At 61.6% G+C, this 14049-nt stretch carries 15 protein-coding genes; 10 read left to right on the forward strand and 5 right to left on the reverse strand.

Going from position 1 to position 14049, the window contains the following annotated elements:
• The first annotated feature begins 85 nt into the window (after window positions 1-85).
• The 10 genes from ACFWXH_RS27365 to ACFWXH_RS27410 are packed head-to-tail and all read left to right on the forward strand — an operon-like array spanning window position 86 to window position 8841.
• Window positions 86-982 carry a carbohydrate ABC transporter permease gene (locus ACFWXH_RS27365; RefSeq protein ID WP_379124580.1) on the forward strand — a complete coding sequence of 299 codons (897 nt, stop codon included), beginning with the start codon at window positions 86-88 and terminating at the stop codon, window positions 980-982.
• A gap of 2 nt (window positions 983-984) precedes the next feature.
• Window positions 985-1851 carry a carbohydrate ABC transporter permease gene (locus ACFWXH_RS27370; RefSeq protein WP_054312682.1) on the forward strand — a complete coding sequence of 289 codons (867 nt, stop codon included), beginning with the start codon at window positions 985-987 and terminating at the stop codon, window positions 1849-1851.
• Window positions 1852-1855: 4 nt separating this feature from the next.
• Complete coding sequence (locus tag ACFWXH_RS27375; protein WP_379124582.1) at window positions 1856-2953, forward strand: ABC transporter ATP-binding protein; 1098 nt, start codon at window positions 1856-1858, stop codon at window positions 2951-2953.
• 2 nt (window positions 2954-2955) lie between these two features.
• Window positions 2956-4077 (forward strand): mandelate racemase/muconate lactonizing enzyme family protein, encoded by a 1122-nt coding sequence (locus ACFWXH_RS27380; protein WP_379124583.1) that lies wholly within the window; start codon window positions 2956-2958, stop codon window positions 4075-4077.
• 1 nt (window position 4078) lies between these two features.
• Window positions 4079-4408 carry an L-rhamnose mutarotase gene (locus ACFWXH_RS27385; protein WP_379124584.1) on the forward strand — a complete coding sequence of 110 codons (330 nt, stop codon included), beginning with the start codon at window positions 4079-4081 and terminating at the stop codon, window positions 4406-4408.
• Window positions 4401-5474, forward strand: a complete 1074-nt coding sequence (locus tag ACFWXH_RS27390; RefSeq protein ID WP_379124585.1) for a Gfo/Idh/MocA family protein — start codon at window positions 4401-4403, stop codon at window positions 5472-5474. The genes ACFWXH_RS27385 and ACFWXH_RS27390 overlap by 8 nt, the downstream gene beginning before the upstream one ends.
• The gene (locus tag ACFWXH_RS27395; RefSeq protein ID WP_379124586.1) at window positions 5471-5926 is read left to right on the forward strand and encodes a MaoC/PaaZ C-terminal domain-containing protein; all 456 of its coding nucleotides are present in this window, start codon (window positions 5471-5473) and stop codon (window positions 5924-5926) included. The genes ACFWXH_RS27390 and ACFWXH_RS27395 overlap by 4 nt, the downstream gene beginning before the upstream one ends.
• 19 nt (window positions 5927-5945) lie before the next feature.
• Entirely contained in the window at window positions 5946-6680 is a 735-nt protein-coding gene (locus ACFWXH_RS27400) for an SDR family oxidoreductase (RefSeq protein ID WP_379124587.1), read from the forward strand.
• Between the two features lie 25 nt (window positions 6681-6705).
• Window positions 6706-7551, forward strand: a complete 846-nt coding sequence (locus tag ACFWXH_RS27405) for a fumarylacetoacetate hydrolase family protein (protein WP_379124588.1) — start codon at window positions 6706-6708, stop codon at window positions 7549-7551.
• A gap of 12 nt (window positions 7552-7563) precedes the next feature.
• The gene (locus ACFWXH_RS27410; RefSeq protein WP_379124589.1) at window positions 7564-8841 is read left to right on the forward strand and encodes an L-fuconate dehydratase; all 1278 of its coding nucleotides are present in this window, start codon (window positions 7564-7566) and stop codon (window positions 8839-8841) included.
• Here ACFWXH_RS27410 and ACFWXH_RS27415 read toward each other — a convergent pair.
• The 5 genes from ACFWXH_RS27415 to ACFWXH_RS27435 form a co-directional block, all read right to left on the reverse strand.
• Entirely contained in the window at window positions 8826-10028 is a 1203-nt protein-coding gene (locus tag ACFWXH_RS27415; protein ID WP_379124590.1) for a Gfo/Idh/MocA family protein, read from the reverse strand. The genes ACFWXH_RS27410 and ACFWXH_RS27415 overlap by 16 nt on opposite strands.
• A 73-nt stretch (window positions 10029-10101) precedes the next feature.
• The gene (locus ACFWXH_RS27420; protein WP_379124591.1) at window positions 10102-11043 is read right to left on the reverse strand and encodes an ROK family protein; all 942 of its coding nucleotides are present in this window, start codon (window positions 11041-11043) and stop codon (window positions 10102-10104) included.
• Between the two features lie 93 nt (window positions 11044-11136).
• Window positions 11137-12141 (reverse strand): SIS domain-containing protein, encoded by a 1005-nt coding sequence (locus ACFWXH_RS27425; protein ID WP_379124592.1) that lies wholly within the window; start codon window positions 12139-12141, stop codon window positions 11137-11139.
• 144 nt (window positions 12142-12285) lie between these two features.
• Complete coding sequence (locus tag ACFWXH_RS27430) at window positions 12286-13107, reverse strand: carbohydrate ABC transporter permease (RefSeq protein ID WP_379124593.1); 822 nt, start codon at window positions 13105-13107, stop codon at window positions 12286-12288.
• Entirely contained in the window at window positions 13107-14012 is a 906-nt protein-coding gene (locus ACFWXH_RS27435; protein WP_379124594.1) for a carbohydrate ABC transporter permease, read from the reverse strand. The genes ACFWXH_RS27430 and ACFWXH_RS27435 overlap by 1 nt, the downstream gene beginning before the upstream one ends.
• Window positions 14013-14049 lie beyond the last annotated feature (37 nt).

The raw sequence follows: 14049 nt of genomic DNA on the forward strand, positions 1-14049 counted from the left end.
CGGTTTGCGCAAGGCAACCGGAGCGGGCGGACACGCCTCACCGAACCTTCGCAATCCACATGATGCCTGACATCGAATGAGACGAATGAAAGCCACGCGCATCTCACCACCCGTACTCCTGCTACTGCCCGCGGTCATCGTGCTGGCGGCGGTGGTGATCATGCCCTTGGCGCTGTCGCTCTATTCGAGCTTCACGCCGTTCCGACTGACCAAACCCGAAACCTTCTTCACCTTCATCGGCTTGCGCAACTATGCGCGCATCCTGACCGACTGGAATTTCTGGGCGGCTTTCCTGCGCACGGTTGTGCTTTTGACCGTGGCACTCAACCTCGAAATGCTGCTCGGGCTCGGCCTTGCGCTGCTGGTTGAAAAGGCAACGCGCGGTCAGCGCCTGCTACGCACCATCATGATGTTCCCGATGATGTTTTCGCCGATCCTGGTCGGCTTTCAGTTCAAGTTCATGTTCAACGACAACATCGGTCTGGTGAACAATGCGCTGCAGTCGCTTGGCCTGACCGATCGTGCGATCCCGTGGCTGATCGACGGCAAGCTCGCCTTCGCTGCCATTTCGATCGCCGAAATCTGGTCGTCGACATCGATCTTCGCCATTCTCATCCTCGCAGGCCTGCTCGCCATGCCCAAGGAACCGGTGGAAGCGGCCCGCGTCGATGGCTGCACGCCTTGGCAGACGTTCCGCTACGTGACTTGGCCCTTCGTCATGCCGTTCGCCTTCATCGCCATGACCATCCGCTCGCTCGATGTCGCACGGGCATACGATATCGTGAAGATCATGACAGACGGCGGCCCCGCCGGCCGCACGGAACTGTTGTGGACGTTGATCGCGCGCACCGCCTACAGCGATGCGCGCATGGGACCGGCCAACGCGATGGCCTATTTCTCCATCCTGCTGTCGATCGTCTTCACCGTCTATTTCTTCCGTAAACTCGCTGCGGCCCGAACGCAGATCGGTGCGGAGTGGTGATGATGGACGCCAACACATCCGCCCGCCTGAAGCGCCGGCTGGGGGCTGCCGCCCACGGCGTCGGCCTGTTCCTGGCCATGCTGATAATCTGTCTGCCCGGCCTGTGGATCGTCTTGTCCTCGTTGCGTCCAACTGTCGAGATTCTGGCCAAGCCGCCCGTCTGGATTCCGCAGGAGATCTCATTCGACGCCTATGTCGCCATGTTTTCCGGCGTCGGCAAAGGCGGCATTCCGGTCTTCGAATATTTCCGCAATTCGCTGATCATCTCTGTGACCTCGACGGCCATCGCCATCGCCATCGGCATGGCCGGTGGCTACGCTTTCGCCCGCTACCGCTTTCGCGGCAAGTCGGCGATGTTCCTCGGCCTGATGCTGACGCGCACCGTGCCTGGCATCGCATTGTCGCTGCCGCTGTTCTTCGTCTACGCGCGGCTCGATATCATTGATACCCATTTTGGACTGATCCTGGCTTATGTCGCGCTCAACGTGCCGTTCACCATCTGGCTGATCGACGGCTTCTTCCGGCAAGTACCGCGCGATCTGGCTGAAGCCGCGCAGATCGACGGCTGCACGCGCTGGCAGGCTTTCTGGCAGGTCGAGTTCCCGCTTGCCGGGCCCGGTATCGCGTCTGCCGGCATCTTCGCTTTCCTCACCTCTTGGAACGAATTTGCACTCGCCTCGCAATTGACGCGCTCGATCAACTCGAAGACCTTGCCCGTTGGGCTGCTCGATTACACAGCTGAGTTCACCATCGATTGGCGTGGCATGTGCGCGCTTGCCGTTGTGATGATCGTTCCAGCTCTCGTCCTCACTTTCATCGTCCAGAAGCACCTTGTCGGCGGCCTGACCTCCGGCGCGGTGAAAGGCTAATCTCATGGCGACCGTATCACTGAAGAAACTTACCAAGCGCTACGGCACGATGGAGATCGTTCACGGCATCGATCTCGATGTCGCCGACCGCGAATTCATCGCGCTGGTCGGGCCATCCGGCTGCGGCAAGTCCACGACGTTGCGCATGATCGCAGGACTGGAGGAGATTTCCGGCGGTACGATCGAGATAGGGGGTCGCATCGTCAACGACCTTGCGCCGCGCGCGCGCAACATCTCCATGGTGTTCCAGTCCTATGCGCTCTACCCGCATATGACGGTGCGCGAAAACCTTGGTTTTTCACTCAAGATCGCTGGCGTCGCCGAGGACGAAAAGGCGCGCCGGGTGGCCGAGGCTTCAACAATCCTCGGACTCGACACACTCTTGGAGCGTCGTCCCTCGCAACTTTCCGGCGGCCAGCGCCAGCGCGTCGCCATGGGGCGCGCCATCGTACGCGACCCGGACGTGTTCCTGTTCGACGAGCCGCTTTCCAATCTAGACGCCAAGCTGCGCACGCAGATGCGTACCGAGATCAAGAGGCTGCACGCCAAGGTGCGTTCCACAGTCATCTACGTCACCCACGACCAGGTCGAGGCGATGACGCTGGCCGACCGCATCGTCATCATGCGCGATGGCCATATCGAGCAGGTCGGGACGCCCGACGAAGTGTTCCGGCGACCGGCGACGCGCTTCGTCGCAGGCTTCATCGGCTCGCCACCGATGAACCTTCATGAGGCGACGGTGGCCGACGGCAAGCTTGTCTTCTCCGGCGGCCAGAGCCTGCCGCTGCCCCGCACCTTCAAGGCCGCAACCAATGCCGGCGACAAGGTGGTATTCGGCCTGCGTCCGGACGACCTCTATCCGGTCGGCCATGGTCTCCAGTCAGGCGACGCCGCCGACCTGCATGTGCTGGAACTGCCGGTGGCGGTGACCGAGCCGCTTGGCAACGAAACGCTGGTGTTTACCGAGTTCGACAGCCAGGACTGGGTGTCGCGCATGCTCAACCCGAGGCCATTGAAAGCCGGCGATCGCGTCGCCATGAGCTTCGATCTTTCCCAGGCGCACCTGTTTTCCGCCGAAACCGGCAAATCCCTGAGGGTCTGACCATGGCGAAGATCGAAAAAGTCGAACTTGGCATGGTCGATCTGGTGCCGAAAGTGAAGCGCACCGACGCCATCCAGAGCTTCGTCTCTCAAGAGACGCCCATCGTCACCATCACCGATGCCGACGGTGCGGTCGGCATCGGCTACAGCTACACCATAGGTACCGGCGGCTCTTCGGTGATGCGGCTGCTAATCGACCACCTGGTGCCACGCCTGATCGGCCGCGACGCCGACCAGATCGAAGCGATTTGGCACGAACTGGAATTCGCCTCCCATGCCACGACCATCGGCGCGATCACAGCGATCGCTCTGGCCGCCATCGATACGGCGCTGTGGGATCTCCGGGCGAAGAAACAAGGCCTGCCCCTGTGGAAGCTTGCCGGCGGCGCCAGAGAAAGCTGTCCGCTATACACCACCGAGGGCGGCTGGTTGCATATCGAGGCCGAAGCGCTGGTCGAGGACGCGCTGGCGGCCAAGGCAAAGGGTTTTGCAGGTTCCAAGGTGAAGATCGGCAAGCCGCACGGGGCGGAAGATTTTTCCCGGCTTTCTGCGATACGCAAGGCGGTCGGCGACGGCTACGAGATCATGACCGACTGCAACCAGGGCTTTGCCGTCGACGAGGCGATCCGCCGCGCCGAGCGCCTGCGCGACCTCGACCTTGCCTGGATTGAAGAGCCGTTGCCGGCCGACGACATCGATGGTCATATCCGGCTCAACCGCTCGACAGCGACGCCTATAGCGGTGGGTGAATCGCTCTATTCGATCCGCCACTTCCGCGAATACATGCAAAGGGGCGCCTGCTCCGTCGTGCAAGTCGATGTCGGCCGCATCGGCGGCATCACGCCATGGCTCAAGGTGGCGCATATGGCTGAAGCCTTCGACATGCCCGTCTGCCCGCATTTCCTCATGGAACTGCATGTCAGCCTGACCTGCGCGGTGCCGAACGGCAAATATGTCGAGTACATTCCGCAATTGGACGACCTGACCGGAAAGAAGATGCGCATTGAGAACGGCCGCGCGCTGGCGCCGAGCGAGCCGGGTATCGGTATCGACTGGGATTTTGATGCCCTGAAAGCCCGAAGCATCGGCGAGTTCAACGTTACCATTACCGAAAAGGGCCTTTGAGATGCAACGCATGGGCATGGTGTTGGGCCTCAAACCAGAAAAGGTCGAGGAATATGTACGCCTTCATGCGGCCGTCTGGCCCGACGTTCTTGCCATGATCTCGGCCTGCAACATCCGAAACTATTCGATCTACCTCAAGCGCCCGGAAAACTTGCTGTTTTCCTATTTCGAATACCACGGCGCGGATTTCGCCGCCGACATGTCCAAGATGGCTGCAGACCCGAAGACGCAGCAATGGTGGGCGCTGTGCATACCCTGCCAACAGCCTTTCGAGACGCGCACCGAAGGTGAATGGTGGGCATCGATGGACGAGGTGTTCCATCATGACTAGCCGTTTCGACCCCGCCAGCCTCGCGCAGGCATCGCCGATGCCGTCGAAGCCGCTGCCTATTGTCACTTTCGGTGCGGGCTCCATCGTCGGCGATGCGCATTTCCCCGCTTATCGGAAGGCCGGCTTTCCGATTGCCGGGCTCTACGACCCTGACCGGACCAAAGCGGAAAAGCTGGCGGCGGAATGGGGCGTCAGAGCTTTTGTATCGGCGTCTGAAGCCGCCGCCGTGCCTGGTGTGATCTTCGACCTTGCCACCCCGCCCGCCCGCCATGGCGAGGTGCTGAAGACCTTGCCAGACGGCGCCGTGGTGCTGATCCAGAAGCCGATGGGCAACGACCTCACCGAAGCAACGGAAATCCTCGCCATATGCCGGCAGAAGAAGTTGAAGGCGGCAGTCAATTTCCAGCTTCGTTTCGCGCCGACGATACTCGCCTTGAACGATGCAGTCCGCAAAGGCTGGCTCGGCGAGGTTGTGGATTTCGACGCCTGGTTGGCACTCGACACGCCTTGGCGGCTTTGGGAGTTCGTGCTCAAATCACCGCGCGTCGAAATTGCCTTGCATTCGATCCACTATCTCGACTTGATCCGACAGCTTCTCGGCGACCCAGCAGGCGTCCATGCCAAGACGCTTGGCCACCCGAACCACACGGTTGCGCAGACGCGCACCAGCGCCATCCTGGACTACGGCGATACGGTGCGCTGCTCGCTGTCGATAAACCATGACCACAAGTTCGGTCGCCGTCATCAGGCTTGCGAATTCCGCATTTGCGGCACCGAGGGCGCGGCCTACGTACAGCTTGGCGTCAACCTTGACTATCCGCGCGGCGAGCCGGACATCCTCGAAATCTATCCCAAGGGCAGCGACGGCTGGGTTACGGTACCGCTCGCCGGCGCCTGGTTCCCCGATGCCTTCATCGGTCGCATGGCCAACGTCCAGCGCTTCGCCGCGGGCGAAGACGCTGAACTGATCAGCTCCGTCGAGGATGCCTGGACCACCATGGCACTGGTCGAGGCGGCCTATCGGTCGAACAGCGAGCCGGCAATGCCGCTGGCAAGGAAACCTTGATGGAACAGACCATCTATTTCGAGGACTACGAGATCGGCACGTCGCGCAAGACGAGCGGGCGCACCATCACCGAGACCGATTTCGTCGTTCATGCCGGCCATACCGGGGATTTCTTTCCACATCACATGGACGCCGAGTTCATGAGGGAAACATCGTTCGGCCAGCGCATCGCCCACGGCACGCTGGTGTTCTCGATCGGCGTGGGATTGACCGCCAGCGTTATCAATCCGGTCGCCTTCTCCTATGGCTACGACCGGCTGCGTTTCATACGGCCGGTCTTCATCGGTGACACCATTCATACCCGCACGACGATCGCCGCCAAGGAGGATGACCCGAAACGGGCCGGTGCCGGGCGCGTGATCGAGCGCGTAGAGGTCGTCAACCAGCGCAGCGAAGTCGTGCTGGCAGCGGATCACATCTATATCGTCGAGCGGCGCATGAAGCCTGCTTGAGGGAAACGGGAGACAAGGTATGACGCAGAAACTGGAAGGCAAGGCGGCGCTCGTCACGGCGGCGGCAGCAGGCATCGGTCGCGCCAGCGCGTTGGCCTTTGCAGCCGCCGGCGCCAAGGTGATCGCCACGGATATCGACACGGCAGCACTGGCCGGGCTGGAGGGCATAGAAGGCGTCGTCACGCGCAGGCTCGACGTGCTTGACGATGGAGCCGTAAGAGCTGCCATGGCGGAAATCGGCACGGTCGACATTCTGTTTAATTGCGCCGGCTTCGTGCATGGCGGCACGATCCTGGAGATGCAGGACAAGGACCTCGATTTCGCACTGGACTTGAACGTTCGTGCCATGGTGCGCACCATCCGCGCCGTCCTGCCCGGAATGCTGGAGCGCGGTGACGGCACCATTATCAACATGTCGTCGCTGGCAAGCTCCCAGAAGGGCGTACCCAACCGCTTCGCCTATGGACTTTCCAAAGCCGCCGTGATCGGGCTCACCAAGGCTGTCGCGGCCGACTATGTGACCCAGGGCATCCGCTGCAATGCCATTTGTCCCGGTACGGTCGAGAGCCCTTCTCTGGAAGGCAGGATGCGTGCGCAAGGCGATTACGAAGCGGCACGCGCGACCTTCATCGCCCGCCAGCCGATGGGCCGGCTGGGCACGCCGGAAGAGATCGCCGACCTCGCTGTCTATCTGGCGACCGCGACCTATACGACGGGGCAGGCCTACAACATCGATGGCGGCTGGTCGATTTGAAAAGCCGGCTAAAAGGAGAACTCAAGTGAAACTGCTGCGCTATGGTGAACCGGGAACGGAAAAACCCGGCCTTGTCGATGCGGAAGGTGTGATCCGCGATCTTTCCGGCCACGTTGCCGACATCGGCGGCAAGGCGCTGGACCCGGCGTCACTCGCGACGCTTGCCAGGCTCGATCCGAAGTCGCTGCCGGCAGTCACCGGCAAGCCGCGTTTCGGCGCCTGCGTCGCCGGCACCGGCAAGTTCATCTGCATCGGCCTCAACTATGCCGATCATGCCGCCGAATCCGGCCTGCAGGTGCCGCCGGAACCGGTGGTCTTCATGAAGGCGACGTCCGCCATTGTCGGCCCGGATGACGACGTCTTGATCCCGCGCGGCTCGCAGAAGACCGACTGGGAGGTCGAACTCGGCGTCGTCATCGGCAAGACCGCGAAATATGTCTCGGAAGCCGAAGCGCTGGATTATGTCGCCGGCTACTGCGTCGCTCACGATGTCTCGGAGCGAGCGTTCCAGACCGAGCGCTCCGGCCAATGGACCAAGGGCAAGAGCTGCGACACCTTCGGCCCCATCGGCCCGTGGCTGGTGACCAAGGACGAGGTCAAGGATCCGCAGGATCTCAAGATGTGGCTGACCGTGAACGGCGATACGATGCAGAACGGTTCGACCAGGACGATGGTCTACGGCGTCGCCTTCCTGGTCTCGTATCTGTCGCAGTTCATGAGCCTGCAGCCGGGCGACATCATCTCCACCGGCACGCCGCCCGGCGTCGGCATGGGCATGAAGCCGCCGCGCTATCTCAAATCAGGCGATGTCGTCGAACTCGGCATCGAAGGGCTCGGCAGCCAGCGCCAGACGTTCCGCGCCGATAGCTGAGTTGGGTAGAACATGACAAGCATCACCGGCCTTCGCGTTTTCGACTTGCGCTTTCCGACCTCGCTGAGCCTCGACGGTTCGGACGCGATGAACCCGGATCCGGATTATTCGGCTGCCTATGTGATCCTCGACACCGACAGGTCAGACCTCAAGGGACACGGTCTGACCTTCACCATCGGTCGTGGCAACGAGATTTGCTGTGCCGCCATAGAGGCATTGCGCCATCTCGTCGTCGGATTGGACCTCGATTGGGTCAAGCATGATCCAGGCCGTTTCTGGCACCACCTCACCGGCGACAGCCAGTTGCGCTGGATCGGACCCGACAAGGGGGCCATGCATCTTGCCGTCGGCGCGGTGGTCAACGCGGTCTGGGACCTTTGGGCCAAGCAAGCAGGCAAGCCGGTCTGGCGGTTGGTCTCGGAAATGAGCCCCGAGGAGCTCGTGCGCATCGTCGACTTCCGCTATCTCACCGATGCGATCACGCCCGCCGAGGCGCTTGAAATCCTGAAGAAAGCCGAAGCCGGCAAGGCCGAGCGCATCGCGACGCTCGAGCGCGAGGGCTATCCCTGCTATACCACTTCTGCTGGTTGGCTCGGCTATCCCGACGATAAATTGAAGCGCCTTTGCCAGGAGGCGGTGGACCAGGGATTCAATCACATCAAGCTGAAGGTGGGCCGCGACCGCACCGACGATATCCGTCGCCTTCGGATCGCTCGCGAGGTCATCGGGCCGCAACGCTTCCTGATGATCGACGCGAACCAGGTCTGGGAAGTCGATCAGGCGATCGACTGGCTGAAGGACCTCGCCTTCGCCAAGCCCTATTTCATCGAAGAGCCGACCAGCCCCGACGATGTGGCCGGCCATGCCAGGATCCGCAAATCAGTAGCGCCGATCAAGGTCGCCACCGGCGAGATGTGCCAGAATCGCATCCTGTTCAAGCAGTTCATCGCCGGCGGCGCCATCGACGTGGTGCAGATCGATTCTTGCCGAATGGGCGGGTTGAACGAGGTGTTGGCGGTGCTGCTGATGGCGGCCAAGTTCGATCTGCCCGTCTGGCCGCATGCGGGCGGGGTCGGCCTGTGCGAATACGTCCAGCACCTGTCGATGATCGATTATGTTGCCGTCTCCGGGACCAAGGATGGGCGCGTGATCGAGTATGTCGACCATTTGCACGAGCATTTCCTTGATCCCTGCGTGATCGCAAACGCTGCCTACATGCCACCTATGACGCCGGGGTTTTCGATCGAGATGAAGGAAACGACACTGGATAGCTATCAGTTCAAGGGTTGATCGACGCCGGCATGAGCGGCGAGCATGGTCGACGGCCGCAGCTTCAGCTTCGTCAGCTCCAGCGCATCATCTTCGGACAACACCTCCGGACGTCGTGGACAGGAGTCTATATCAACGGTTCGTCTCTCTCCGGCCGCGACCAGAATGGATTCCATCATGTCCAGAACGTGGCTTGCAAGCACACCCGAGGAGCGATGCGGCTTGCCAAGCAGGATGGCGCTCGACATTTCCGCGACGCCAAGCCCGCGATAATTCGCGAATTGCTGCGATGGGTCCCCCGATGGGGACCAGTTCGGATGGCCGAGCGGAGCCGTGTCGCTTCCCCTCACATCCCATGCTCCGCCGCCAATTCCGATCGAAACCGAACCACCATACGTGTCTGGGTCGGGGACCAGCATCGTGCCGGCATTTCCATGGATTTCGATCAACTGGCGCCCATGAAGCCTGACATCCCAACTGAACATGGCATTGACGACAGCACCGCTGCGAAACTTCAGGAGCGCCATGATGGTCGTCGGCGTTTCGACAAGGATGCGCCGCCCCTGTTGCGGGCCGGCCGCTGTGACGAGCCGCTCCCGGAACCCCGTGCTCGCTTCGGCCTGCACACTGGCGACCGGCCCCAGAAGGTTCACAAGGGTCGTCAAGTAGTAGGGGCCGATATCGAGGACGGGTCCACCGCCTGCCTTGAAGAAAAATTCGGGATTGGGATGCCGATGCTCCATGCCCGAGGACAGGAACATGCAAACGCCGGAAGTGACCGTTCCGATCTCTCCGGCGTCGATCACGCCGCGAGCCAGCCTTCCGCCCGCGCCAAGAAAAGTGTCTGGTGCGCAGCCGAGCAGAAGAGAGCGGCTCCTCGCCTCGGCCACAAGGGCGCGACCCGTAGCGGCTTCGACAGCCAGGGGCTTTTCACTAAAGACATGTTTGTCTGCGCTCAAGGCATCCCGCGTTACGTCGGCATGGCTTGCAGGCGGAGTCAGGTTGACGACGATGCCGATATCGTCACGCTTCAAAAGCTGGTCGACATCGAGCGCCTCGATCCCGAATTGAGCCGCACGGCGCGTCGCGGCGTCCCTGTTGCGTCCCGCGCAGGCGACGACGCGAACTCCCGCAAACAAATTGAGATTGCGAAGATAGATTGAAGAAATGTCACCCGTACCGATGACCCCTACCCCGATCCTTTCCATATCTATCCGGCTCTCCTTGGCGGCTTCGTGGCAGCAAATTTGTTGAAGCGGCAGCCGGACTGAGGCTCCATCTTCAACCCTGCGTCTCCGAGGCACGATAGGCGGCGCCGATCAGCCCGGCGTCGTCTCCAAGTTCTGCCCGAACGATCTCGGGAATGGGATGTCCCGACAGAATACGCTCTTCCATGCTGCGCACGATTTGCGCATGCATCAGGTCCAGTGCGTTTGACACCCCGCCACCAAGCACGATGCGTTGTGGCGAATAGAGATGCTGGATATTGGCGAAGCCAGCCGCCAGCCATTCCGCCTCGACATTGAGAATGGCCAGCGCCGCCGGGCACTTTTCCCTGGCGGCGCGGCTCACATGTTCGCCGGTCGGCGCATCTTCTCCCGCCACTTTCGCCAACAAGGACGAGGGCGCTTTTTCAATCGCCGCCTTGGCGGCGCGCGCCAGTGCCGTGCCCGAGGCCACGGCCTCCCAGCAACCCTGGCGCCCACATGAGCAAACAGCCGAATGGTCCGTTATGCGCGTGTGCCCGACTTCGCCGGCAAGGCCGCGAAAGCCGCGTATCATTCTGCCCTCCGCCACGATCCCCCCCCCAATGCCCGTGCTGACGGTTACATAGGCGAAATTCGAAAAGCCTTTGCCGCCTCCGGCGCGCCACTCGCCCAGCGCCGCCACCTTTGCGTCGTTTTCGAGAATCACGGTCAAGCCCGTGCGATCGGAGAGGATCTTTTCCAAAGGCACGCTGTTCCATCCCGGCAACGCCGGAATATCGAGAACCATCCCCTTTTCGCCATCGAAAGCTCCGGGAACACCAATGCCGATCGCCACCGTATCCCGCTGGCGCACTGCACCGACAAGCGCCTCCATTTGAGCGACAACGGCCTGCGGGCCGCCAAGCCGATCCGTCGTGGCGTGACGCCGGTCGAGCATTGCCCCGTCGAGACGCGCCGCCGCCACGCGAAGCTGCGTTCCTCCCAGATCGATTCCAATGAAGGATGGCTCAGGCATGATTGCTTTCCTGGCTGCAGCGGAAAATCGGCGGGCGCGCCGTCTTCGGGATCGGTCCTGGGGCAATGCTTGCACTTGCCCCGGGAGTTCCGGCTAGGCGGTAACCTTGGTCGTGAAACGCGGCGAGCCAATGCCTTGCGGGATAAGGCGGCGGGCTACAGCTATGTTGAAGTTCTGCAAAGCGAGCAGCATGCTCACCGCCGCACCAAGTCCGGCGCCCACAGGCAATTCGACATGTGTGCATCCATCGATCGCCGTGCCGCCTGAAGCGTCAAACAGGACCACATTGCAACCGCCCTCGACGGATGTTTTCGCCAGTTGCGCAACGCCCGGCGCGTCGCAGGCCGCGCTGCGCAACAGGAGGACAGCCAGACCGGGGCGGAGGACTTCGAATGGTCCGTGTCTGAATTGACCGCCTTCGAAGCCGATGGTCGGGACGCGGGCCAGTTCCATAAGGGACAGCGCCGCGCTTTCCGCAACGCCGGCCATGGAATGACGTCCTGAGAATATGTAGGCGTCCGACCCCGCCAGAGCTTCGTCCACAGCCTCTATCGAGGCGGGCGCAGTGGCGAGAGCCGCGCGCAGCTGATCCTGCGGCGCCCCAAGCGCTTCCAGGACGGCCCCATGCATGGCTACCGTCAGAATGATGGAACGGGTCGCCGCAAACGCGTGTTCGGTGCCGCCTGCCGCCGCGATGAACGCCTTGACGTTCTTCGCCAGCGTGCTGCCGCTTTCCAGAGTCAATCCGAAACGCTCCTCCTGGCCTGCCGGTGTCCGGAGAAACTCGACGATTTCCCCGGACTCGCCAGATTGCGATACGATAACAGCCGTTCGAGGTCCGTCCGGCAGCGGAGACATCAGAACCTCGGATGCATTGATCGCGCGGGTGTCGATCCCAAGGTCGCGATAGAGCGGTTCCGCGATCCGGTTGACGTGCTGCGATCCTCCCATTGCATAAAGAACAAGTCTTTTCGTACGGCGAATGCTTTCGGCGATCTGTTCCGCGATCGGCCTGGCGGCGTCGAGCGTGGCCAGTGCATCAGAGCATTGCCGGCCCATTTCGACATGCATCAGATCAAGGCCGGGATGTTGGGACATGATGGAACTCCATTCAAAGAAAAGCGAAAGACAGATTGTGAGGGCGTGGCGGCGCGCCGGCTTCAAGGCGATCCAGGCGCACGCTGATCCGCGCTTCCGGGGCGCCCCCGATGAGAGCGCGCCCGGCGGCTAAATTCTGCCCATCTATTTACCGGCGCCTCCGAGCAAGCCGCGCACGAAGGATTTCTGGAACACGAGATACGCAACCATCACCGGCAGAATCGACACGAGCGTCCCCGCCATCAATGGCCCGTATTCGACCTGAAGACTGGACGCGAAGCCCGAGATCTGAACGGTGACGGGGCGCGATTGATCGCTCGATGTCAGCGTTATCGCAAACAGCAGGTCGTTCCAAATCGCCCGGCTTTGAATGATTGCAAGCGCCGCGAGGCCCGAGGTCGAGGCGGGCAGCAGAAGCTTCCAGAAGTAACGGGCGGGACCACACCCGTCGATGAGCGCCGCCTCGTACATGGAGCGCGGAACGGAGGCGAAGAAATTGCGCATGAAGAAGGTGCAGAATGGAACCGCATAAGCGGTGTGCACGAGCCACATTCCTGCGATGGTGTCGTACAGACCAAGTCCCTGGACAAGGAAGAAGAGCGGGATCTGTACGATCTGGAACGGCACGAGCATGCCGGTCAGCAGAATGAAATATACGAACTTCCCCCCTGCGCCTCGCATATAGGCGAGCGGATATCCGGCCACCGCTCCGATCAGGATGGAAAGCGCGACCGCTGGAACGGTGATCGCAATGGAATTGATCAGGCCGCGGCCCATCCGCGAGAAGGCGATCGAATAATTCTGCCAATAGAATTCGTCCGGAAAGGAGAGCACCTGGGTCAGTTCCGGAGGCGACTTGAAGGATGTCAGGACGGCAATGACGAGCGGCGCCATGAAGATCACGGCGAAGACGACAAGGACCGTTCTGGTCAGCGCGGTCTGACGTTGTTGCAAGGCGGCACTCATTATTCGGCCTCGCTGTCTTGCACACGGCTCGACATGTAGAGGATGTAGGGCATGATCACGACGGCAGCGATCAGCAGCAGGTAAACCGACACGGCGCTGGCGCGGCCCATCTCGAAGCGGCCGAACGCCAGATCGTACATCTGGGTCGCCAGCACCTCCGACGAATAGGCAGGCCCGCCCTGCGTCATCGCCCAGACGATGTCGAACAGGCGCATGGCGTCGATGGCCGACATCCCGAGAACGATGATGGTGGATGGCCAGAGCAGCGGGAAGCTGACTTGCCAGAAAATCTGCCAGGACGTGGCGCCCTCGATGCGCGCCGCCTCGATGCATTCAGTTGGAATATTGCGCAACCCGGCGAAGAAAACGAGGAATGCGAAACCTGTCGTCCACCAGGCGACCGCACCCATCAGCGAAGCATTGACGACCGCGGGGTCGCCCAGCCAGTTCTGTGCCGCCCAGCCCAGGCCGGCGAGATCGAGCACTGTGGTGATCAGTCCGTTTGTCGGCTCATACATCCAGCGCCATATGGCGGCCACGGCGACGGCGGGGATGGTGAAGGGCAGAAAGAATATTATCCTGTAGACGCTTTCGCCGCGGATGCCACGATCGAGGATGGCGGCGAGCATGAGGCCAATGCCCGTGGGGACAATGAGCATGAACGCGACCCAGGCTATGTTGTTCAGGACGGCGTTGAAGAAGCGGGGCTGGGCGAGCAGCGTCTTGTAGTTTTGCAGGCCGACCCAGCGCATGTCCGGCGAGAAGCCGTCCCAGCTGTGCATCGACAGATAGACGCTTGAGATGATCGGATAGACATAGAACGTCGCGAACAAGGCCACGGGCAGCGCGAGAAACGCCAGATGCGTACGCGTTGTACGGTTGGGAATCCATTCGCGCGGAATCATGCCGGACCCTTCGATGCCAAAAATAGGAGCGGCTCCT

The organism is Mesorhizobium sp. NPDC059054, from assembly GCF_042739215.1.
Lineage (GTDB): Bacteria > Pseudomonadota > Alphaproteobacteria > Rhizobiales > Rhizobiaceae > Mesorhizobium.